At 69.4% G+C, this 20412-nt stretch carries 22 protein-coding genes; 12 read left to right on the top strand and 10 right to left on the bottom strand.

The annotated features are described in order from the left end of the window. Positions 1 to 118, bottom strand: a 118-nt coding sequence (locus EPO51_RS05715; protein ID WP_293347093.1) for a hypothetical protein, incomplete at its 3' end; no start/stop codon positions are given. An 83-nt stretch (positions 119 to 201) separates the two neighbouring features. On the opposite strand from EPO51_RS05715, the gene EPO51_RS05710 reads away from it, so the two are divergent. Continuing rightward, positions 202 to 1092 carry a LysR family transcriptional regulator gene (locus EPO51_RS05710; protein ID WP_293347087.1) on the top strand — a complete coding sequence of 297 codons (891 nt, stop codon included), beginning with the start codon at positions 202 to 204 and terminating at the stop codon, positions 1090 to 1092. 3 nt (positions 1093 to 1095) lie between these two features. On the opposite strand, the gene EPO51_RS05705 is transcribed toward EPO51_RS05710, so the two are convergent. Then, entirely contained in the window at positions 1096 to 1824 is a 729-nt protein-coding gene (locus EPO51_RS05705; RefSeq protein WP_293347084.1) for a 2OG-Fe(II) oxygenase, read from the bottom strand. Between the two features lie 143 nt (positions 1825 to 1967). Between EPO51_RS05705 and EPO51_RS05700 the strand changes: the two genes are divergently transcribed. Continuing rightward, on the top strand, positions 1968 to 2468 hold the full coding sequence (locus tag EPO51_RS05700) for a DUF3237 domain-containing protein (protein ID WP_293347081.1): 501 nt from the start codon (positions 1968 to 1970) through the stop codon (positions 2466 to 2468). Between the two features lie 19 nt (positions 2469 to 2487). Here the strand turns inward: EPO51_RS05700 and EPO51_RS05695 are convergent, their stop codons facing one another. From EPO51_RS05695 to EPO51_RS05685, 3 genes are read right to left on the bottom strand one after another with little or no spacing between them, the layout of a single operon-like run. Beyond that, positions 2488 to 2952, bottom strand: a complete 465-nt coding sequence (locus EPO51_RS05695) for a MarR family winged helix-turn-helix transcriptional regulator (RefSeq protein WP_293347078.1) — start codon at positions 2950 to 2952, stop codon at positions 2488 to 2490. Then, the gene (locus EPO51_RS05690; RefSeq protein WP_293347075.1) at positions 2952 to 3944 is read right to left on the bottom strand and encodes a substrate-binding domain-containing protein; all 993 of its coding nucleotides are present in this window, start codon (positions 3942 to 3944) and stop codon (positions 2952 to 2954) included. The genes EPO51_RS05695 and EPO51_RS05690 overlap by 1 nt, the downstream gene beginning before the upstream one ends. Continuing rightward, entirely contained in the window at positions 3941 to 5107 is a 1167-nt protein-coding gene (locus tag EPO51_RS05685) for a Gfo/Idh/MocA family oxidoreductase (RefSeq protein WP_293347072.1), read from the bottom strand. The genes EPO51_RS05690 and EPO51_RS05685 overlap by 4 nt, the downstream gene beginning before the upstream one ends. 118 nt (positions 5108 to 5225) lie before the next feature. On the opposite strand from EPO51_RS05685, the gene EPO51_RS05680 reads away from it, so the two are divergent. Together EPO51_RS05680 and EPO51_RS05675 are read left to right on the top strand one after the other, a co-directional pair. Further along, positions 5226 to 6500: a Rieske 2Fe-2S domain-containing protein gene (locus EPO51_RS05680; protein WP_293347069.1), complete on the top strand. Its 1275-nt coding sequence runs from the start codon at positions 5226 to 5228 to the stop codon at positions 6498 to 6500. Positions 6501 to 6774: 274 nt separating this feature from the next. Continuing rightward, positions 6775 to 7242 (top strand): MarR family winged helix-turn-helix transcriptional regulator, encoded by a 468-nt coding sequence (locus EPO51_RS05675; RefSeq protein ID WP_293347066.1) that lies wholly within the window; start codon positions 6775 to 6777, stop codon positions 7240 to 7242. 165 nt (positions 7243 to 7407) lie between these two features. On the opposite strand, the gene EPO51_RS05665 is transcribed toward EPO51_RS05675, so the two are convergent. From EPO51_RS05665 to EPO51_RS05650, 4 genes are read right to left on the bottom strand one after another with little or no spacing between them, the layout of a single operon-like run. Further along, complete coding sequence (locus EPO51_RS05665; RefSeq protein ID WP_293347063.1) at positions 7408 to 8133, bottom strand: alpha/beta fold hydrolase; 726 nt, start codon at positions 8131 to 8133, stop codon at positions 7408 to 7410. Further along, positions 8133 to 9080: a 2-hydroxyacid dehydrogenase gene (locus tag EPO51_RS05660; protein WP_293347060.1), complete on the bottom strand. Its 948-nt coding sequence runs from the start codon at positions 9078 to 9080 to the stop codon at positions 8133 to 8135. The genes EPO51_RS05665 and EPO51_RS05660 overlap by 1 nt, the downstream gene beginning before the upstream one ends. After that, positions 9077 to 10378 carry a phosphopyruvate hydratase gene (gene eno, locus EPO51_RS05655; RefSeq protein ID WP_293347057.1) on the bottom strand — a complete coding sequence of 434 codons (1302 nt, stop codon included), beginning with the start codon at positions 10376 to 10378 and terminating at the stop codon, positions 9077 to 9079. The genes EPO51_RS05660 and eno overlap by 4 nt, the downstream gene beginning before the upstream one ends. Further along, positions 10375 to 11379, bottom strand: a complete 1005-nt coding sequence (locus EPO51_RS05650; protein WP_293347054.1) for a phosphotransferase family protein — start codon at positions 11377 to 11379, stop codon at positions 10375 to 10377. The genes eno and EPO51_RS05650 overlap by 4 nt, the downstream gene beginning before the upstream one ends. A 135-nt stretch (positions 11380 to 11514) precedes the next feature. Here EPO51_RS05650 and EPO51_RS05645 point away from each other — a divergent pair, with 135 nt between their 5' ends. The 3 genes from EPO51_RS05645 to EPO51_RS05635 all read left to right on the top strand — a co-directional run bounded on the left by EPO51_RS05645 (position 11515) and on the right by EPO51_RS05635 (position 15486). After that, positions 11515 to 12144, top strand: coding sequence for a VOC family protein (locus EPO51_RS05645; RefSeq protein ID WP_293347051.1), 630 nt, complete (start codon positions 11515 to 11517; stop codon positions 12142 to 12144). 344 nt (positions 12145 to 12488) lie between these two features. Further along, positions 12489 to 14711: a TonB-dependent receptor gene (locus EPO51_RS05640; protein WP_293347048.1), complete on the top strand. Its 2223-nt coding sequence runs from the start codon at positions 12489 to 12491 to the stop codon at positions 14709 to 14711. 61 nt (positions 14712 to 14772) lie between these two features. After that, the gene (locus EPO51_RS05635) at positions 14773 to 15486 is read left to right on the top strand and encodes a glutathione S-transferase N-terminal domain-containing protein (protein WP_293347045.1); all 714 of its coding nucleotides are present in this window, start codon (positions 14773 to 14775) and stop codon (positions 15484 to 15486) included. Here EPO51_RS05635 and EPO51_RS05630 read toward each other — a convergent pair. After that, a complete protein-coding gene (locus EPO51_RS05630) occupies positions 15483 to 16268 on the bottom strand; it encodes an SDR family NAD(P)-dependent oxidoreductase (RefSeq protein WP_293347042.1) in 786 nt (261 codons plus the stop codon). The two genes, EPO51_RS05635 and EPO51_RS05630, sit on opposite strands and share 4 nt — an antisense overlap. A gap of 130 nt (positions 16269 to 16398) precedes the next feature. Here EPO51_RS05630 and EPO51_RS05625 point away from each other — a divergent pair, with 130 nt between their 5' ends. Genes EPO51_RS05625 through EPO51_RS05605 form a run of 5 tightly spaced genes read left to right on the top strand, consistent with a single transcriptional unit; the run spans position 16399 to position 20403 of the window. After that, complete coding sequence (locus tag EPO51_RS05625; RefSeq protein ID WP_293347039.1) at positions 16399 to 17715, top strand: spinster family MFS transporter; 1317 nt, start codon at positions 16399 to 16401, stop codon at positions 17713 to 17715. Then, positions 17712 to 18605: an SDR family NAD(P)-dependent oxidoreductase gene (locus EPO51_RS05620; protein ID WP_293347036.1), complete on the top strand. Its 894-nt coding sequence runs from the start codon at positions 17712 to 17714 to the stop codon at positions 18603 to 18605. The genes EPO51_RS05625 and EPO51_RS05620 overlap by 4 nt, the downstream gene beginning before the upstream one ends. Then, positions 18602 to 19336 (top strand): glutathione binding-like protein, encoded by a 735-nt coding sequence (locus EPO51_RS05615; protein ID WP_293347033.1) that lies wholly within the window; start codon positions 18602 to 18604, stop codon positions 19334 to 19336. Before EPO51_RS05620 ends, EPO51_RS05615 begins: the two co-directional genes overlap by 4 nt. A 15-nt stretch (positions 19337 to 19351) precedes the next feature. Further along, the gene (locus EPO51_RS05610; RefSeq protein WP_293347030.1) at positions 19352 to 19741 is read left to right on the top strand and encodes a nuclear transport factor 2 family protein; all 390 of its coding nucleotides are present in this window, start codon (positions 19352 to 19354) and stop codon (positions 19739 to 19741) included. A gap of 17 nt (positions 19742 to 19758) precedes the next feature. Then, entirely contained in the window at positions 19759 to 20403 is a 645-nt protein-coding gene (locus tag EPO51_RS05605) for a carboxymuconolactone decarboxylase family protein (protein WP_293347027.1), read from the top strand. Positions 20404 to 20412 lie beyond the last annotated feature (9 nt).

The raw sequence follows: 20412 nt of genomic DNA, 5'->3' as shown, positions 1-20412 counted from the left end.
CCGTCGCGAACTGCACCCGCGCCTGCACCTCCCCTGTGTTGGGGTTGAACACGTCGCCATACCGGCCCGACGCGCCCGCATAGGCCGCGCCATCGATGAAGTGGGTGATCTCTCGCATGGGCCTTCGCTACCTGGGCTGTCGCTCGAGGGGAACGGAGAATTATCCGTTCTAGACCTGCAAAAATGCCGTACTAGAGCCGCATGCTCGATTGGGACGACCTGCGCGTGTTCCTGGCCTGCGCCCGGACAGGCTCCTTCAAGGAAGGCGCTGCGCGCCTGCGGCTCGATCCCACCACCGTGGCGCGGCGCGTGCAGCGGCTGGAGGACGAGCTGCGCACCACCCTCTTCGTTCGCTCGCCGCGCGGCCTGCAGCTCACCGCCGCCGGCGCGGAGCTGCTCGAGGCCAGTCATGGGGTCGAGACCGCGGTCGACCGCGTCGGCGCCGCCGAGACCTTCGCCGCGGCGACGGGCGTCGTCCGCCTCAGCACCTCGGAGGGTTTCGGGGCGCACGTGCTGGCCCCGGCCGTGCCGGAGCTGCTGGACAGCCGCCCGGGCCTGCGCCTGGAGCTGGTGGCCACCGCCGGCTTCCTCTCGCCCTCCAGCCGAGAGGCCGACGTCGCGGTGACCCTGACCCCGCCTACCTCCTCGCGCCTGGTCGTCGAGCGCCTGACCGACTACGGCCTCGGCCTCTACGGCGCCACCGCCTACCTGGACCATGCTGGACGGCCGCAGCGGGTGGAGGAGCTCGGATCGCACCATCTGGTCGGCTACATCGACGACCTGCTCTACGCCGCCGAGCTCCGCTACCTGAACGAGATCCATCCGGATCTGCGGGTGCGGGCGACCAGCTCCTCGATCCGCGCGCAGCTGGAGCTGACCGTCGCCGGCGCCGGCCTCTGCGTGCTGCCCCACTTCATGGCCGACGCGAGCCCCGCGCTGGAGCCGGTCCTGCCGCAGGCCGTGCGGCTCTCCCGCACCTTCTGGATCGCCGTCCACCGCGACCTGCAGGAGACCCTGCGCATCCGCGTCGTCCGGGACTGGCTGCTCGCCACCGTGGCCGCCCAACGAGAGAGGCTGCGCGGGCCGGCATGATCGTCAGGTCGCGTCGTGGAAGATGATTCCCAGGGTGTGCCGGCGGCCGGCGTGGAGCTTGCTGACGCCGTGGTTCAGCTTCACCTGGTAGTCGCCGCGGACGCCCTTCACCGGCCGGCCGGCCACCGCGAAGACGGCCGCATCCCCCTTGCGCAGCGGCAGCACCATCGGCCGGGTCTGCATCCTCGGCCGCTGTTCGGTCATCACGAACTCGCCGCCCATGAAGTCCTCGCCGGGCTGGTCCAGCAGGACCGCGATCTGCAGCGGGAAGACGTGCTCGCCGTAGAGGTCGCGGTGCAGGCAGTTGTAGTCGTCCGGCCCATACTCCAGCAGCAGCGGCGTCGGGCGCGTCTGGCCGGCCTGATGGCAGCGGTCCAGGAACGCGGCGTGGTCGTCCGGGAAGCGGACCGCATTTCCCATCCGCTCATGCCAGCGGTTGGCGATCGGCGCCAGGCGCGGATAGGCCGCCGCGCGCAGCGACTGGACCGGGTCCGGCAGCGGATAGCTGAAGTAGCGGTATTCCCCGCGGCCGAAGCCGTGGCGCGCCATCACCACCCGGCTGCGGAAGCCCGCCTCCCGCGCGTAAAGCCCCGCGATCGCGTCCGCCTCGGCGGCGTCCAGCAGCTTCGGCAGGATCGCCCAGCCCTGGCCGTCGAGCTCGGCGGACACCCGCGGCCAGTCGACCGCCTCGATGCGTCGCGCGATGCTCACGCCTTCCAGTACCTCGCCCACGATCTGTCCTTCGCTCGAACGCCCCGGGCCCGAAGATGGAGGCGTCGCGGTTCATTTGCTGGCGCTTATCGGACTCCGTCTGGCGTTGACCGGCGAGGCAGCCGACCGATAACTTAGATTTCTAACCAATGGAGCGACGCCCGGTGTCCACGTTCGAGTTCGGCAGCCGCTCGCTGAAGAGCGAGCCCCTGTGTGTCGCGGCCTTCGAAGTCGGCGGGGAGATCATGGCGCTGGGCCAGTCGCCGTGGCGCAACCGCCGGGTCGGCTACGTCACCGGCGGCCGGTTCGAGGGCGCGAGGCTGAAGGGCGACATCCTGCCGGGCGGCGGCAACTGGTCGGAGAGCGGCTCCGGACCGGACGGCGCGGCGGTCGGAACCTTCGACGCCCGCACCGTGTGGAGGACCGACGACGGGGCGATGATCTACGTCACCTATTCCGGCCGCAGCCTGATCCCGGCCGACGTCGCCGCCGCCTTCCGCGACCCCGCCCAGCCGCACGTGGACCCCGCCCGCTATCTGATCCGCATCGCCCCGGTCTTCGAGACCGCCGATCCGCGCTACGCCTGGCTGAACGGCGTCCTCGCCGTCGGCTGCGGCGAGCGCACTGCCACGGGCATCAACCACTTCATTTACGCGATCCGATAGCGCGCCAAGGGCCGGGCCCCTAGGCCTGCAGCCTCGCCGCCTCTGCGGTCAGGTTCTCGGACATCCGCTTCAGCACCGACAGGCAGGTGTCGATGTCGGCGGCCGGAATGCCCGCGCCGGCGATCTCGTTGATGCGCTGGGCGGTGGGCATCAGCTCGACCTTCAGCGCGTCGCCGCGCTCGGTCAGGAAAACGTTCACCTTGCGCCGGTCGGCGGCGTTGCGCTCGCGGCGGATCACGCCCAGCCGCTCCATGGCGCCCAGCACGGCCACGGCGGTGGGCTCGGTCACGTTGTTGAGCTGCGCCAGCCGCTTCTGGGTGGCGCCGTTCTCCTGCCAGAGGGCGCGAAGGAAGTACCAGAAGCCGCTGGAGAGGCCGGCCGGCGCCAGGTGGCCGTTCAGCACCCGGTCGAAGGCGCGGTGGCAGCGGCGGACCTGGAAGCCAAGGCTGCGTTCCGGGGCAAGGTCCTGTGAGGGATGGGGCATCAGATCTTGAACGCTTCGAAGGTCTCGGGCGCGAACAGCTCCTCCGGCTGCAGCCGCCGCGACGACAGACCCTGCTCGTGGTGGTAGCGCAGGAAGGTGTCGAGCACCGCGCGGTTCTTCGCGAAGCCATAGGGCCACCAGTCGTCGCCGAGCTCCGCGCGCGCCTCCTCCACCGCCGCCACCTGCCAGGGCAGCATCGAGGTCATGGCCGAGGTTACGGCGAGATTGTCGTAGGTGATCCGTTGCGCGGCGCTGAACGCCTTGAACAGCGACTGCGCGATCCAGCGGTTGGCCTCGTAGACCGGCCGGCGGATCGCCACCACGTGCATGATCGGGAAGATGCCGGTGCGGCGGAAGTAGTCCTTCTCGGCCTCCACAAAGTTCGGGAACAGCCGCTTCACCTGATCGGGCCGCGAGTAGAAGGTCGAGGGCGTGCGGGCGGTGTGCAGGGCGTCGATCTCGCCCTCGGCCAGCATCTGCGCCAGCGTCTGGTCCGGCCCGATCGGCGTCACGCTGAAGGCCGGCGGCAGGTTCAGCTTCAGCTTCTCGTCGCGGCCGGGTTCCTCCTCGCCGCCGGTGAAGTACTTCACCGACGTGGGATCGACCCCGTACTCGTCGGACAGAATCCCGCGGATCCAGACCGGGGCGGTCATCTGGTACTCCGGCACGCCGAACCGCTTGCCGACCAGGTCCTGGGGCCTAGTGATTCCGCTCGTCGCCGAGACGAAGATGCAGGCGTGGCGGAAGAAGCGCGACGGGAAGACCGGGATGGCGACGAACGCCGGATCGTCCCGCATCAGCGACACGCAGTAGGACGACAGCGACATCTCGGCCACGTCGAATTCGCGGTTCCGCAGCATGCGGAAGAAGGTCTCCTCCACGTGCAGCGGCAGGAAGTTCAGGTCGATCCCCTCGGCCTGGACGCGGCCGTCGGCGAGCGCGCGGGTGCGGTCATAGTCCCAGCAGGCCAGGGTCAGGCGCAGCTTGCTCATCGGTTGTCCTCGATCTCGGTGATGGCGACCTCGCGGCCCTCGGCGGCGGAGCGCAGGATGGCCAGGCAGACGGCCAGGTTCTCGGTTCCCCAGGCCCCGTCGTGGATCGGGGGCCGCCCCTCCACGATCGCGCCACACAGCTCGTCGATGACCCCGCGGCGGGTGGCGGCCCCCATCGGCAGGTGGACGGTGCGCCGGACCTGGGGACCATGGACCTCGACCCCGGTGGCGGTGAGCCGCAGGTCGCCGCTTTCGCAGGCCACGAGGACGAAGCCGAAGTGCTCGTGCCCGATCGGCGGCGCGGGCGGCGCGGCGCCCGCGCCGTAGGCGCGCGCGGCCTTCAACTCGTCCTCCGACGTGGTCTCCAGCCGACCCCGCGCGACGGCGTACGCTTCCGGGTCCTTGGCCCCGCCGGTCTCCCCGACCCAGCCCATCAGGGCGTCGGTGTCGTAGCGGCCATAGCCGGAATAGGTCAGCACCGAGGACGCGCCGCCCTCAAAGGTCAGCAGAGCCTGATAGGCGCCCTCGGTGGGCCGGGAGGGGTCCCAGGCGCCCGTCACGGCCCGCACGCTGCGGACCGGAGACCCGACCAGCCGGCGGACCACATCGACCTGGTGCGCCGCCTGGCTGAACACCACCCCTCCGCCCTGGGCCGTATCCAGCTCCTCGCGGCGGCGCGGCCGGTAGAGGAAATCCGTGAAGGTCGTGGCCGTGACCATCCGCGGCCGGCCGAATGCCCCCGAGGCGATGAAGTCGGCCGCCCAGGCGACCGGCGGGTCGAAGCCATGGCTGGGGCCGACGAGAAGCTGCACGCCGGCCGCCTTCGCCGCCTCGGTCATCCGCCGGCAGTCGGCCAGGGCCAGCGCCATCGGCTTCTCGACCAGGATGTGCTTGCCGGCGCGCGTCGCCTGGATCGCCAGCGCCACGTGGGCCTGGTGGGGGGCGGCGATATAGACGGCCTCAACGCGGGGATCGGCCAGCAACTCGCTCGCGGTTTCGAAGGCCGGGGCGCCGAACTCGGCCTGGAACGCGGCGCGCGCCTCGTCCCGCGGATCCGCGGCGGCCACGAGCTGCACGCGCGCGTCGGCGGCCAGGGTGGGACGGGTCAGGTCGAAGCCGCGGCTGAGGCCGATGACGCCCAGGCGCAGCACGCGGTCGGCCATGTGGTCAGTCGTTCCCATCCCGGCGGGCCGCTGGACATCGCGGCCTCGATCCGTAAAATACTTCGCTATCTAAGTTTTGCAACGATCTCTCTGGAACCGCCCCAATGAGAAGCGCCCTATGAGACCCGCCGACAATGAACTGCTGTGCCGCGTCGAGGGCGAGGCGGCCATGGGCCAGGTCATGCGCCAGCACTGGCTGCCGGCCTGCATGGTCGAGGAAGTGGCCGAGGCCGACGGGACGCCGGTGCGCGCGCGGCTGCTGGGCGTGGACCTGGTGGTGTTCCGCGACACCAAGGGCCGGGTCGGCGTGCTGGACGAGCGTTGTCCCCACCGCGGCGCCTCGCTGGCCTTCGGCCGCAACGAGGACTGCGGCCTGCGCTGCCTCTACCACGGCTGGAAGTTCGGCGTGGACGGCGAGATCCAGGAGATGGCTTCCGAGCCGGCGGACAGCCGGATGCGCAACCTCAAGGCCCGCGCCTATCCGGCCCTCGAGGCCGGGGGATTCGTCTGGGTCTGGATGGGCGACGCGCAGACCGTGCGACCGTTCCAGGCGCCCGCCTGGGCGCCCACCGCCACGACGAAGATCTCCATCGTGAAGATCCACGCCGCCTGCAACTGGGCCCAGGTGCTGGAAGGCTCGATCGACAGCGCCCACTCCTCCAGCCTGCATTCCACCAACATGCCCACGGCCGAGGTGGAGGGATCCACCGCGACCGAGACGGCCTGGCTGCGCCCGTCCAACGACAAGGCGCCGAAGCTCGAGGTGGAGGCCACGGACTACGGCTTCCACTATGCCGCCATCCGCCGGCCGATCCGCGATCCGGAGACCCACGTCTACATCCGCAGCACCGTGTTCATCGCCCCGTTCACCGTGCTGATCCCACCCAACGACCAGTACAACCTGGCCCAGATGCTGGTGCCGATCGATGACGTGAACTGCATGTTCTACTGGATCGCCTGGCACCCGACGAAGGGCATCGGGCAGGACGCCTGGCGCAGGTTCTGCGCGGCCGAGGTCGGACCCGACCTGAATCCCGACTTCACCAAGCGGCGGAACCTGACCAACAACTTCCGGCAGGACCGCGTGGCGATGAAGGCCGGCGATTTCACCGGCATCCAGGGCATCCCCATGCAGGACATGGCCATGTGGGAAAGCATGGGCCCGATCGCCGACCGCAGCGAGGACCACCTGGGGTCCTCGGACGTGGCCATCATCCAGTTCCGCCGCCAGATGGTCGCCGCCGCCAAGGCCTGCGCGGCCGGCGAGCCGGCGATCGGAACCCAGAGCGCGTCGCGCACCGTGGACCTGGCCTCGTTCGAAGGCGTCGTCCCCCGCACCGCCGACTGGCGCACCTACACCACCCGAAATGCAGGCTCGGAGGCGGCGGAGTAGCGATCCGCTATCCGGCTCAGCGCGCGCCGCAGGCGCTGTCTAGCTTGACTACGAACCACACGAACGAGCCCAATTCAGATTGAGTATTGCGCCCGTCCTGCTTGTTCGTGTGGTTCGTGTGGTTCGTGGTCAAATCCTTCGGCGCTGGCGCGCCACGGCGGCTGCACGGCCTGCGCTCGCCCTCATCCGGCCCGCCCCTCAAACGTCCATCTCTTTGACAATCCGCCGGAACCGCCTCACTGAGATTCATGGGGTTTCAGGAGGCGTTGAGGGCGTGACGGCGGAGGAGGATGTCAGGCACGTACTGCTGTCGCTGCTGCGGGGCTTCTACTGGTTCGACGAGGGCCTGCAGAACTACCTCCAGGCCCGCGGCTGGCCGGTGGTGACGCGGCCGCAGTCCATGGTCATGGCGAACCTGGTGCTGGGCGTCCGCCGCCCCTCGGACATCGCCCGCAACATGGGCGTCAGCCGCCAGGCGATCCACGCCACCATCAACCAGATGGTCGAGTCCGGCATCGTCGAACTGGTGGACGATCCCACCAATGGCCGCGTCAAGGTGATCGCGCCCACCAGGATGGGCGAGACGATGCGCATAGACGCGCAACGCTCGATGATCCTGATGGGCGAGGAGCTGGGCCGCAGGCTCGGCAAGGCCCAGTTCCTGAAGGCCGCCCACCTGCTCAACGAGGACTGGGGCCCGGCCATGACCTTCGACCCCAAGGGCGTGGCGAACGACGCCTGAGGATGGCTGGGGCGTCATGTCCTGACCCGCCGCCGACATCGAAGCCGCTATCGACGCTCACATCGACACGACCAACGCCGATCCCAAGCCCTTCCGCTGGGCCACGTCCGCTGACGACGCCCTCGCTGGCGTCAACCGCTTCTGCTTGCGGCCTCTCCAAAGCACCTAGGCTTCGGAGCCAGGACGCTGGTCGTGCTCCGCCAGCCACCCCGCCAGCAGCCGGTTCGTCGTGACCGGCTTCTCAAGCGTGGGCAGGTGTCCGCAGTCGGCGATTTCCTCGAACCGCGCGCCCGCGATCCCGCCGATGATCTCGTCCACATGGGCCGGGGTGGTGATCCCGTCCTGGGCGCCGCGCACCACCAGGGTCGGAACCGCGATGGCCGCAAGCGACGGGCGACTGTCGGGCCGGCCCATGATCGCCCGCTGCTGGCGCAGGAAAGTCTCCGCGCCGGTGTCGGCGGCCATGCGGCGCACCACCGCCAGCAGCGGCTCGTCTTCCCGGCGGGCGGGATGGACCAGGATCGGGATGCGCTCCTCCACCACCTCGGCGAACTTCCCGTCCTCCACCAGACGGATATAGCCCTGGCGCCGCTCGGTCTGGGCGGGGCCGTCGTTGGCGGCCAGGGTGGCGATCAACACCAGGCTGATCACCCGCTCCGGCGCCTGGCGCAGCACCTCGAAGGCGGTGAAGCCGCCCATGGCGTGGGCGACCAGGTGGAACCGCGGCGGCGCCTCGCCGAGCAGGCGGGCGGCCATGCCGGCGATGGTCTCGTCGCGGGTGTGGTCGGAGAAGCGCAGGTCGTAGTCCGCCGACAGAGCCGCCACCTGGGGCGCCCAGCATTCCGCGGTCAGGAGCTGGCCGGAGGCGAAGACGACGGCGGGGCGGGGCATCAGGCGACCTGGTTCAGCAGCGGTTCGCCGGCCTGCAGCCGGCGGATGTTTTCGAAGGCCGCGGCCAGGCTGCGGTCAAGCGTCTCCGGCGTCAGCCAGGCCTGGTGCGGCGCCAGCACCACATTGGGCAGGCCCAGCAGCGGATTGTCCGGATCGACCGGCTCCTGGCCGAACACGTCCAGCCCCGCGCCGCGCAGGTGGCCGGAGCAGAGCGCGCTCACCAGCGCCGGCTCGTCCACAAGTCCGCCCCGCGCCGTGTTGATCAGGATCGCGCCCCGCTTCATCGAGGCCAGCGCCTTGGCGTCGATCATCCGCTGGGTCTGCGGGGTCAGCGGCAGATGCAGCGAGACGATGTCGGCCCCGGTCAGCACGCCCTCCAGGGTCGTGAAACGGCCCGGCAGGTCCGGCTTCTCGCTGCGGGCCGTGTAGATGACCTTGGCGCCCAGGGCCTCCAGCGCCGGCCCCAGCCGCGAGGCCGAGCCGCCGTAGCCGACGAAGCCCACCGTGCGGCCGCAGAGCTCGCCCACCCCGTCGATCAGGTCGGGGTCGGGGGCCCACCCCTGCCCCTGGCGGGTCAGCGGGTCGAGATAGGAGAGCCGGCGCAGCACCGACATCATCAGGGCCAGCGCCATCTCGGCCACCGCCTGGCTGTTGGTCCCCGGCATGTTGGAGACCGCGACGCCGGCAGCCTTGGCGGCCTCCAGGTCGATGGTGTTGACGCCGACGCCCAGCTTCTGGACCAGGCGCAGGTTCAGCGCGCCACCCAGCATCTGGGCGGTCACCGGCTTCAGCACATGGAGCAGGACCTCGGCGTCGGCGATCTCGCGGGCGAAGGCGGCGTCGTCGAACTCGTCGACCACCACGGCCGTGACGCCCGCCGTGCGGGCATAGGCGGCGAGCGCCGCGCGGAACCCCTCGCTGGCCCGGTAGTGCAGCACCGCCTTCATTTCAGCCCCGCCGCCACCGACGCCGCGAAGGCCGAGGGGCCGGCGAAGACCGCGTCCGCACCCATGGCCTCCTCGATCCGCAGCAGCTCGTTCCACTTGGCCATCCGCTCGGAGCGCGAGAAGCTCCCGACCTTGATCTGGCCAGCGTCCCAGCCCGTCGCCAGATGGGCGATGGAGACGTCCTCGGTCTCGCCCGAGCGCGCCGAGACGATGGCCGCCCAGCCCAGCGCCTTGGAGGCGTCCAGCGCGGCCTTGGCCCGCGTCACCGTGCCGGCCTGGTTGACCTTCACCAGCACGGCGTTGCCGGCATTCGCCGCAGCCGCCTTGCGGACCCGCTCGGCGTTGGTGACCAGGATGTCGTCGCCGATCAGCTGGACCTTGTCGCCATAGGCCTGCGTCGCCATGGCGAAGCCCTCCAGGTCGTCCTGGCTGACCGGGTCCTCGATGGACAGGATCGGATAGCGCCGCACCCAGTCGGCCACCCGCTCGACCATCGCCTCGCGCCCGAATTCCGAGCCGTCCAGGCCCAGGCGGTAGCGGCCGTCGCCGCTGTCCAGCTCGTTGGCCGCCACGTCCAGCGAGATGAACACGTCCTCGCCAGGCCGGTGGCCGGACATCTCGATGGCCTGGACCAGGGCGCTCAGGGCGTCCTCGTTCGACGAGAACATCGGCCACCAGCCGCCCTCGTCGGCGGCGCCGGCGAGACGCCCGGTTTGCTCCATCAGCCGGCCCGCGGCACGGAACACGTCGGCGGTGATCTCGAACGCCTCGCGGATCGTGGCCGCGCGCGGCGTCATGATCATGAAGTCCTGCACGTCGGTGCGCCGTCCCGCGTGCGCCCCGCCCCCGAAGATCTGGATCTCCGGCAGCGGCGTGCGCACCTTGCGGCCCGCGGCCAAGTGCGCCCACAGCGGCAGTCCCTCGGCGGCGGCGGTCGCGTGCAGCCCGGCCAGGGACACCGCCACGGTGGCGTTGCCGCCCAACCGCGCCAGGTTGGCCGTTCCGTCGGCCTGGGTCATCGCCTCGTCCAGTCCGGCCTGGTCCGCGGCGTCGCGGCCCGCGAGCAGGGCTGCGATCTCGCCGTTCACCGCCGCGACGGCCCGCTCCACGCCCATCCCGCCGAAGCGGTCGCCGCCGTCGCGCAGGTCGATGGCCTCGTGCGCGCCGCGCGAGGCGCCGGCCGGAGCCATCGCCCGGCCCACGGCGCCGCTTGCCAGCATGACCTCCGCCTCGACCGTCGGGCGGCCGCGCGAGTCCCAGATCTGGCGGCCCCGAACGGCCGTGATCGTCGTCTTCATCGTGTCCCCAGAGCTTCCTTCCAGACCGCGGCCAACGCCGCCATGGCGGGTGATCCTTCGCGGATCAGCCGACGCGCGACGTCGCGTACGAATCCCTTGTCCTCCGGGGTACGGACGTAGTCGGCGGGCGACTTGCCGTCCACGCGCGCCAGCAGGATCGCGGCGGCCAGCGGCGCCGCGCGCGAATCCAGGGCAGCCGCGCTCTCCCAGTCCACACCCGGCAGGTAGCCGCGCTGCAGGGCGTAGAATGCGTCCAGGTACGCGCCGGCGTGGGCCGGCTTCCACACCGCCTTCAGCAGCAGATGCGCCGAGCAGAACGCCAGGTCGAAGGCCGGGTCCCCGTACCAGGCGCACTCGGCGTCCAGCAGCACAGGGCCGTTCGGGCCGTGCAGGATGTTCTTCGGGCTGACGTCGCCGTGGACCAGGGTGATCCGCGCCGCCGCCGTGCGGTCGGCTAGGCCCACCAGCCGCTCGGCGAGATCGGGATGGACGGCCGCCGAGTGGCGCAGGAAGGGCGCCAGCCGGAGGTCCTCGAACAGCGCGGTGGTCTGGAACCTGGCCTCGACCTCCGCCGACCCCGCCGCGCCCGCGTGGATCGCCGCCAGCATCCGGCCCACCCGACCCGCGAAGGTCGCGTCGACCCTCCCATCCGCCAGGTCCGACTTCCAGACGCTGTGGGTCGCCGGGTCGTAGAAACTCATCACGAAGAGGTTGGCGGCCTCGTCCTCGAACAGCACCTCGGGAACCGCGTTCCCGGCGAACGGACGCGCGGTCTTCAGCCACTCCACCTCGTAGTGCGACCGCTCCACTGGCGCGCGCCAGTCCGCCGCCACCCGCAGCTTGGCCAGCGCCTGCTTCACGCAGACCGGACCGTCCGCGGTGTCCAGGCGGAAGACGTCGCTGGAGACGCCCCCCGTCAGCGATTCCAGACGCGGCTCTGCGTCGGCGGGAAGAAATCCTCCCGCCTTCAAGGCCTCGACGATGTCGTTTTCCGATGGCACGGTGTGGATAGTTAGAACTCTAAGCGACGGCGGTCCAGCGCGAGCCTGAAGCGTCAATCAAATTGACGTCATGCTCCGAGGGGCGTTTAATTGTAGCGAACGATGATCGGGCTAAGCGCTCGGCAGGAGGACGTCATGGCCACCCCAATCAACCGCGAATTCGACATCCGCGGCGTCAACCACCTGGCCCTGGTCTGCAAGGACATGGCCAAGACGGTGGAGTTCTACCGCGACGTGCTGGGCATGCCGCTGGTCAAGACGCTCGACCTGCCCAGCGGCCGCGGCCAGCATTTCTTCTTCGACATCGGCAACGGCGATTCGCTGGCCTTCTTCTGGTTTCCTGGGGCGCCGGAGGCCGTGCCTGGCGTATCGGCTCCGGCCGACCTGCCCGGCGGCGGCGACATCCGTTCGGCCCATGGTTCGATGAACCACATCGCCTTCAATATCCCCGCCGAGAAGTTCGATGAGTATGTCGAGAAGCTGAAGGCCAAGGGCGTCAAGCTCGGCAAGGTGCTCAACCACGACAACTCCGAGACACAGGTCGCCTCCGAACTGCATGACGACGTCTTCGTCCGCTCGGTCTACTTCTGGGATCCGGACGGGGTGATGCTGGAGTTCGCATCCTGGACGCACACCGGGTTCACCGAGCGGGACGTCGCTCACGAAGCCGTGGACGCCGAGGGCAAGAAGTCACGGCCCGTTGTCCTGAAGGCCGAGACACTGCTCGCCGAGAACGACGAGCGGACCCTCGAAACGGCGAAGTAGCGCCGGCCCCTGGCGTCCCTCCCGCTACGGCGCCCACCGCGCGGGAGGCGATTGACAGAAACACTTAGTAATCTAATTATGCGCCCGACGCCCAACCAGGAAGGCGCGGATGTACTGCTCGGCCTGCGTCCCACGCCCGATCGCAAGCGCCACCCGCGCAAGGCCTTCTTCGCTATCCACAACTACTGAAAGGCGAAATGGACGCCGCCACGACCTGGCGTAGAGGTTCTTCCGCGACGGTTCATGACCGTCAAGTAAATTGACACTTTGTGCGCACCAGCGCAGATATTCCGCAACGTTCGACCAACAGAACGCCGATATCGAGATCAAGAGGGGAAACGGCGATGATCGCCCGGATGCTACTTTCCACCACGATGCTTGTGAGCCTGTGCGCAGGCTCCGCCATGGCCGCCGAGGCCGATGTTGTTCAGCCGACGCTGGGCGAAGTGGTCGTCACCGCCCAGAAGCGCGCCGAGAAGCTGCAGGACGTGCCGATCTCGATGGAGGTGGTCTCCGGCGAGAAGCTCTCCGACTTCGCCACCAACGACTTCAAGCAGATGGTGAAGTTCACGCCGAACGTCTCGGTCGAGACCACCGCCGGCAACGACACCATCTATATCCGGGGCTTCGGCTCGCCCCCGGCCAACTTCTCGTTCGACCAGGCCGTCAGCCTCTACATGGACGGCGTCTACGCCGGTCGTAACCGCCAGGCCCAGGCGCCGTTCTTCGACCTGCAGCGGGTGGAAGTGCTGCGTGGTCCGCAGGGCGCGCTGTTCGGCAAGAACACCCCGGCCGGCGCCGTCAGCATCGTCTCGGCCGGCCCGACGTCGTCGTTCGAGGGCGGCGTGACCGCCCTCTACAACTTCAACCTCGAAGGCCCGGAAGTGTCGGGCTACGTCTCGGGCCCGATTAGCGACACGGTGGGCGCGCGCCTGGCGGTGAAGCTCGTCGACCAGGACGGCTACATCAAGAACCTGGCGACCGGCCATGACGACCCGGGCAACAAGATGGCCCTGGCCCGCCTGACCCTGCGCTTCGCGCCCACCGACACCTTCGACTACACGCTCAAGGCGGAATACAGCGACCGGCAGGTCAAGGGAGGCCTCACCGTCTCCAGCCCGCTGACCAGCGGCCAGGACCCGCACAAGACGCGTTATCTGGCCCAGTCGGCCCTCGGCCCGGAAGGCACGGAGGCCACCTCCTGGCTGGTGTCCGGCACCGGCAACCTGTCGATCGGCGAGTTCACCCTGACGTCGGTGACCGGCTACTCGTTCTTCCGGTCGAACATCATCAACGGTTTCGACCAGAGCATCCCCACCGGCGGGGTCACGCCCAACAGCGTCTACAACAGCTATCCCGAGCACTTCCGCCAGTGGTCTCAGGAGGTCCGGCTGCTGTCGCCGACCGGCAGGAAGTTCGAGTACGTCGTCGGCGCTTACTACGACACCGCGCTCTACCAGCTGACGCAGCTCGGCGGCTTCAACATCGCGTCGCTGAACTACTTCGGCCTGCTCAACACGGAATTCCGCCAGCGCAGCCAGTCGTTCTCGGTGTTCGGCCAGGGAACCTACCACGTTACCGACGACCTGCGGGTGGTGGGCAGCCTGCGCTACACCTCCACCGACAAGCGCGGCCACTTCTACGGCAAGCTCCTGTACGGCCCATTCGCCCTGCGCCCGGTCAACACCGTGGCCAACGGCAAGATCAACGGCGAGGACAACTGGGACCCGTCGGTCACGCTGCAATACGACATCGCCCCGCAGATTATGGTCTACGCCACTTATGGACGCGGCTCGAAGTCGGGCGGTTTCGTCTCGAACACCTACGGCACGACAAACGCGACCTTCGCCTACAAGCCCGAGAAGTCGGAAAACATCGAGGCGGGGATCAAGTCGACCCTGGCCGACGGCCGCGTGGTGCTGAACGTCTCGGTCTACGACACCAGCTTCAAGGATCTGCAGGTCTCGGTCTACAATCCGACCATCTCGGCCTACCAGACGGGCAATGCGGCCAACGCCAGCTCGAAGGGCGTCGAAGGCTCGGCGGCCTTCTATCCGTTCCGCGGCTTCGACTTCACGTTCGCGGCCGCCTACCAGGACGCCAAGTACGACGACTATCCTGGCGCGGCCTGCCTGGCGACGCAGCCGATCACGGAATGCAATCCGGCGGTCCCGGCCAGCATCGCGGCCAACAACATCAAGGGCGCGCCGCTTCCCTACACGTCGAAGTTCAGCTTCAGCGCCCAGGGCCACTATCGGTTCGAGTTCGCCAACGACATGGCGCTGGACACCACGATCGCGTTGCACGGGCGCTCGAAGTACTTCGACAGCGACAACCAGAGCCCGCTGTACGGCCGCCAGAAGGGCTATGCCAAGCTGGACGCCCGGATCCAGTACGGGCCGATGGACGAGCGCTGGCACGTCGCCGTGGTCGGCAAGAACCTGAACGACGAACTGACCACCGGCAGCGCCTTCAACCTGCCCGCCCCGATCACGGCCGCGCCGCGGGCGATCCTCTACCTCGAGGAGACCCGCAGCATCGCCGTCGAGGCCGGCCTGAAGTTCTAACTCGAGAAAGGCGGGCACCTCGCACCAGAGGCGTCCGCCGCTCGGTCAATAGAGGGCGCCCATGATCGACGTCCACTTCGTGCCGACGCCCAACGGGCACAAGGTCAGCATCATGCTGGAGGAGACCGGCCTCCCCTACCGGCTGATCCCCTACGACATGCTGAAGGGCGACCACCTGACGCCGGAATACCGGCAGGTGAACCCCAATGGCCGGTTGCCGGCCATTGTCGACCATGACCCGATCGGAGGCGGCGAGCCCTTCGCGGTCATGGAGTCGGGCGCGATCCTGCTCTACCTGTCCGAGAAGACCGGCGGCGCGTTCATGCCCAGCGCGCCCCGTCGCCGCTCGCTCGCGATGCAGTGGCTGATGTGGCAGATGTCGGGTCTCGGCCCCTCCCACGGCCAGGCGCACCATTTCATCCGCTACGCCCCCGAGGGCCAGGACTACGGCGTCGCCCGCTACACCAACGAGGCGCGCCGCCTGCTGGCCGTGCTGGAGCGCCGGCTGGGTCAGGCCGACTATCTGGCGGAGGAGTACTCCGTCGCAGACATGGCCGCCTGGCCCTGGGTTCGCGCGACCCGCGCCATCGCGATGGACCTGCAGCCCTATGCCAACATCAGCCGCTGGTTCGCCGCGGTGGGCGAGCGGCCGGCGGTGATGCGCGGCACAGAGGTCAGGAACGCCCCCAACCTCTCCAGCCTGCGCCCCGCCCTGACGCCGGAGGAATGGTCCAACCTGTTCGGCGAGAACATGCTCAAGAGCAGCGAGGTCTAGCCGCCCTCGTCATGTCCCCACTGGCGTTCGATCTTGCCGTCGATGTGGCGCACGGCCACCCAGTCGCCGCCCGGCAGGCCGTCGTCCTCGACCATGTCGATCACGGCGTCGGCGATGTCCTGCGGCATGCACATCGCGTTGTTGGCCAGGATCGGCGCCATCCAGGGCGCATAGTCGCCGTCGGCGCCGGTCTTCTTCAGGATCGGCGTCCGGGTCAGGCCCGGCAGCACGCCGCAGACGCGGACGTTCCAGCTCTCCTTCAGACCCGCGCAGCTCCGGGTGAACATCATCACCCCCGCCTTGGTCGTTGCGTACATCACGTCCGAGAATCCCTTGCCCAGCGCCACGGTCGAGACGGTGTTCACGATCACGCCGCCGCCGCGGTCGCGCATCGCCTGGGCGGCGATCTGGCTCGCCGCGACCACCGAGGTGAGGTTCACGTCGATGATCCACTCCAGGCGCTCAACCGGCGCCTCGGGAAACTGGGGCTCGCCCATGACGACTCCGGCATTGTTGTAGAGCACGTCATAGCCGCCCGCGTCCGCGAGGGCGGCCATCCACGCCTGCAGCGCCCTGAGGTCGGCAAGGTCCACGATCCAGGTCTTCGCGCGGGTCTGGAGGCCCAGGTCGTCGATCAATCGGGCGGTCTCGGCCATCCCCGGCTCGTCCACGTCGGCGATGTGGATGACGTTGGCGCGCCGGGCGGCGAAAGCCAGGGCGGAGGCCCTTCCGATGCCGGCCGCGGCGCCGGTCACGACGCAGGTCCTGCCTTCGATATCCATGGCGTTCGGCTCCCGTTTCTTCGTTGCGGACAGCCTAGCGCGCTGGCGAGCAAACCGTAAACTTGATTGACACTGAGGGGCGCCGTTTTAGGGTGCCCGCAAGGCGCGGAACGGCGCCGTTGGGAGAGACATGGACCAAGCCGCCACCGCCGTTCTGACCCCGCCGCGCGACGTGGCGCGACCCGGCCGGACCCTGGCCCTGCTGCTGCTCACCGCCGTTGGCACGGTGAACTTCGTCGACCGCCAGATCCTCTCGGTGCTCGCCGAGCCGATCCGCCAGGAACTGCATCTCAGCGACACCCAGCTCGGCCTGCTGACCGGCCTCAGCTTCGCGCTGTTCTACGCCATCATGGGCGTGCCGGCGGCGATGCTGGCCGACCGCGTCCACCGGGTGCGGCTGGTTGCGGCGGCCTGCCTGATCTGGAGCGGCTTCACTGGCGCCTGCGCCTTCGCCGGCTCGTTCTGGCAGCTCGCGCTCGCCCGCTTCGGCGTGGGCGTCGGCGAGGCTGGCGGGACGGCGCCGTCGCTCTCGATCCTCGCTGACTACTATCCGCCCGAGCGGCGCCCGGCGATCATCGGTCTCTTCACCTGCAACGGCCCCCTGGGCGTGTTCATCGGCGCCAGCCTCGGCGGCTGGGCGGCGGAGCAGTTCGGCTGGCGCGGCGCGTTCGTCATGGTCGCGGGCATCGGCGTCGTCGCCGCGGCGTTGCTGGCGATCTTCGTCCGCGAGCCCGTCCGGGGCGGTCTGGATCCGGCGCCGGTCCGCGCGCCGAACCCCGAGGCGGCCCGGCTGGGGCCGACGCTCCGGCTGTTCCTGTCGCGACCCACCCTGCGTCTGCTGCTGATATCTAGCGGCGTGTCGGCCTTCGTCAGCTACGGCATGCTGAACTGGATCCCCGCCTATCTGATGCGCGTGCAGCACATGCCGCTGTCGGAGATGGCCAAGTGGTTCGGGCCCGCCGCGGGCCTCTGCTTCGGCATCGGCATCTGGGGCGGCGGCGCGCTGGTGAACTGGGCCGGCAAGCGCAGCATCAAGGCCTATGCCTGGGTGCCGGGCATATCGATGCTGCTGACCGCGCCGACCCTCGCCTTCGCGGTGATGGCGCCTGACTGGCAGACCTCGCTGGCGCTGATGACCGTGCCGATGATCCTCTGCACCATCTACGTCGCGCCGGCCCTGGCGCTGGTTCAGAACCTGTCACCGGTGGCGGCGCGGGCTACGGTCACCGCCCTGATCCTGCTGGCTTTCAACATCGTCGGCCTGGGCGGCGGTCCCCTGGCCATCGGCATGCTCAGCGACGCCTTGGCGGCCGGCGGCGTGGCCGACCCGCTGCGCGTGGCCCTGTTGTGGGTGACGCCCGTGGCCGTGCTGGCGTCGGTTGGCTATCTCGCGGTCTCTCGCGTGGTGGGCGGCGACGCCAAGGCCGTTCTCGAGGACGCCGCATGAAGGATCTCAAGGACAAGACCGCCTTCGTCACCGGCGGCGCCAGCGGCATCGGGCTGGAAACCGCCCGCGCCCTGGCCGCCCGCGGCGCACGCCCGATCCTGGCCGACATCGAGGGCGCCCGCGCCGAGGCCGCTGCGGCGGAACTCCGCGCCGAGGGGGCCGACGCCATCGGCCTGCAGCTCAACGTGGCGGAGGAGGCCGAGTGGGCCCGCGCCGGCGAAGCGGCCGTGCGCTTCGGCGACGTCCGCATCCTGTTCTCCAACGCCGGGGTCGGCGGCGGCTCGGGCGGCTTCGAGACCTACGACACCGAGGTCTGGCGCTGGGCCTACGCCGTCAACGCCCACGCCCATCTCTACGCGTGCCGAACGTTCCTGGGACCCATGAAGGCCGCGGGCGAGCCCGCGCATCTGGCGATCACCGCCTCGATGGTCGCCATCGTGCCGCCGCCGATCTCGGTGGCCTATATCTCCTCGAAGTACGCGACCCTGGGCATCGCCATGGCGCTGCGCAACGAGCTGGCGGACACCCGGGTGGGACTCTCCGTCCTCTGTCCCGGCATGTCGGCGACCAACATCGTGGCCACCACCGCCAAGCTGCGGCCCGGGGCGGGCGAGCAGGGCGCCGCCGCCCAGACCGCACAGAACATGAGCGGCATCCTGGCCTCCGGCATGTCGCCCGCCGCGATCGGCGAGCGGGTCGCCCGCGCCATCGAGGCCGGCGAGTTCTTCGTCTTCACCCACCCGGAATGGAAGCGGATGGCCGAGGCGCAGTTCGCCGAGATCCTAGCGGCGTTCGGAGAGTCCGCCGACCCCGACTATGGCGGGGACGACATCGACGGCCTGATCGCGGCCAATGGCGCCAGACGCATGAACGTGGTGACCGGCCGATGATCGACCTTCACTTCGTGCCCACGCCCAACGGCCACAAGCTGTCGATCATGCTGCTCGAGACCGGGCTGCCGCACCGGATCGTTCCCTACAACCTGCTGGCCGGCGACCTGCGCACGCCCGAGTTCCGCGCCATCAGCCCCAACGGCCGCGCGCCCGCCATCGTCGACCACGACCCGATCGGCGGCGGGCCGCCCTATCCGATGTTCGAGACCGGCGCGATCCTGATCTACCTGGCCGAGAAGGCGGGCCGGCTCCTGCCGGCCGAGCCCCGCGCCCGTTACCGCGCCCACCAGTGGCTGATGTGGCAGATGTCCGGCCTGGGGCCCATGCATGGCCAGGCCCACCACTTCATCCGCTATGCGCCCGATCCGCCGGCCTATGCAGTCAACCGCTACCTCACCGAGGCGAAGCGGCTGCTCTCCGTGATGGACGCGCGGCTAGCCGAAGCGCCTTACTTGGCCGGCGACGAATACTCCATCGCCGACATCGCCTGCTGGTCCTGGATCCGCGCGGCGCGGGCCATCGACATCGACATCGCCGACTACCCCGCCCTGGCCGACTGGTTCGCCCGCGTGGGCGAGCGGCCGGCCGTCCGGCAGGGAGCCCACGTGCCGCCCGACAACCACCAGCTCCAGAGCGGCTCGCGCAAGATGCCGGTCACCCCGGAGCAGTGGGCGAAGCTGTTCCAGCACGACATGCAGGGCCGGCCGTACACCGAGCCCGAAGCCTAGGAAGAGGAGACCGTCATGTCCGACGACGCCGCGATGCGGGCCCTGGCCAAGCGCTTTTTCGACTGTGTGGAGGCCGGCGACATCGACGGGCTGGTGGCCTGCTACGCCCCGGACGCCGAGATCTGGCACAACACCGACGAGCAGATCCAGGGGCCGGACGACAACCGGAAGACCCTGGCCGGCATGGTCACCCGCATCCTCGACCGCGTGTACGACAACCGGCGCGTCGAGGTGTTCCCCGGCGGCTTCGTGCAGCAGCACGTCCTGCGCGGCACCCGCAAGCATGACGGCGAGCGCCTGGCTCTGCCCGCCTGCATCGTCTGCGCGGTGAAGGACGGCAGGATCACCCGCCTCGACGAGTATTTCGACTCCGCCCGCGTGGCGGAGTTCCGCAAGTTCGCCTGACGTCCAAGGAGCTCCCGATGCCCGTCCTTAAGCAGATCCCCCGCTCCGACGTCACCTCGGACGTCGTCAAGGCCTACTACGACCGCCTCTTCGGACCCGACCGCGATCCCGTCGCCAGCCCCGGCACCGCCACCGGCACGCCCGGCGACTGGTGGACGGTGTTCGCCATCGCCCCGGACATCTTCAAGCACGCCGTCGATGGTTTCGCGGTCTATCGCCACCCGGACCGCAAGCTGGACCCGGTGCTGCGCGAGCTGGGCCAGACCCGTGCCGGATGGGTCAAGGAAAGCCAGTTCGTGTTCTCCCAGCACTGCAAGTCGCTGCGCGCGCTGGGCGTTTCCGACGAGAAGATCGCCGCGATCCCCCACTGGACGGTGTCCGACGTGTTCGACGAGCAGGAGCGCGCGGTGCTGGCCTACGCCGACTGCCTGACCGCCGGGGACGGCCGCACGCCGCTGGAGGTGTTCGACAAGCTCCGCACCTTCTGGGGCGACGAGGAGATCTTCGAGTTCACCTACATCACCACGCTCTATTCGATGCATGCGGTGATCACGCGGGCGCTGCGCATGGAATTCGACAACGTCCCGGAGCGGATCACCGAAGTCGCCGCGCCCGAAGGCTTCAACGCCCAGGACTTCCTGAGCGCGCCGCAGCGGCGGTAGTCCCTGCGG

Source organism: Phenylobacterium sp. (assembly GCF_004297125.1).
In the GTDB taxonomy this organism is placed as follows: domain Bacteria; phylum Pseudomonadota; class Alphaproteobacteria; order Caulobacterales; family Caulobacteraceae; genus Phenylobacterium.
This window is presented reverse-complemented; position numbering and strand designations above follow the sequence as displayed.

Coding starts and splice junctions, on each gene's coding strand:
- EPO51_RS05710 (WP_293347087.1), top strand. CDS start 202: ATGCTCGATTGGGACGACCTGCGCGTGTTCCTGGCCTGCGCCCGGACA.
- EPO51_RS05695 (WP_293347078.1), bottom strand. CDS start 2,952: ATGCCCCATCCCTCACAGGACCTTGCCCCGGAACGCAGCCTTGGCTTC.
- EPO51_RS05690 (WP_293347075.1), bottom strand. CDS start 3,944: ATGAGCAAGCTGCGCCTGACCCTGGCCTGCTGGGACTATGACCGCACC.
- EPO51_RS05685 (WP_293347072.1), bottom strand. CDS start 5,107: ATGGCCGACCGCGTGCTGCGCCTGGGCGTCATCGGCCTCAGCCGCGGC.
- EPO51_RS05680 (WP_293347069.1), top strand. CDS start 5,226: ATGAGACCCGCCGACAATGAACTGCTGTGCCGCGTCGAGGGCGAGGCG.
- EPO51_RS05665 (WP_293347063.1), bottom strand. CDS start 8,133: ATGCCCCGCCCCGCCGTCGTCTTCGCCTCCGGCCAGCTCCTGACCGCG.
- EPO51_RS05660 (WP_293347060.1), bottom strand. CDS start 9,080: ATGAAGGCGGTGCTGCACTACCGGGCCAGCGAGGGGTTCCGCGCGGCG.
- eno (WP_293347057.1), bottom strand. CDS start 10,378: ATGAAGACGACGATCACGGCCGTTCGGGGCCGCCAGATCTGGGACTCG.
- EPO51_RS05645 (WP_293347051.1), top strand. CDS start 11,515: ATGGCCACCCCAATCAACCGCGAATTCGACATCCGCGGCGTCAACCAC.
- EPO51_RS05640 (WP_293347048.1), top strand. CDS start 12,489: ATGATCGCCCGGATGCTACTTTCCACCACGATGCTTGTGAGCCTGTGC.
- EPO51_RS05635 (WP_293347045.1), top strand. CDS start 14,773: ATGATCGACGTCCACTTCGTGCCGACGCCCAACGGGCACAAGGTCAGC.
- EPO51_RS05630 (WP_293347042.1), bottom strand. CDS start 16,268: ATGGATATCGAAGGCAGGACCTGCGTCGTGACCGGCGCCGCGGCCGGC.
- EPO51_RS05625 (WP_293347039.1), top strand. CDS start 16,399: ATGGACCAAGCCGCCACCGCCGTTCTGACCCCGCCGCGCGACGTGGCG.
- EPO51_RS05620 (WP_293347036.1), top strand. CDS start 17,712: ATGAAGGATCTCAAGGACAAGACCGCCTTCGTCACCGGCGGCGCCAGC.
- EPO51_RS05615 (WP_293347033.1), top strand. CDS start 18,602: ATGATCGACCTTCACTTCGTGCCCACGCCCAACGGCCACAAGCTGTCG.
- EPO51_RS05610 (WP_293347030.1), top strand. CDS start 19,352: ATGTCCGACGACGCCGCGATGCGGGCCCTGGCCAAGCGCTTTTTCGAC.
- EPO51_RS05605 (WP_293347027.1), top strand. CDS start 19,759: ATGCCCGTCCTTAAGCAGATCCCCCGCTCCGACGTCACCTCGGACGTC.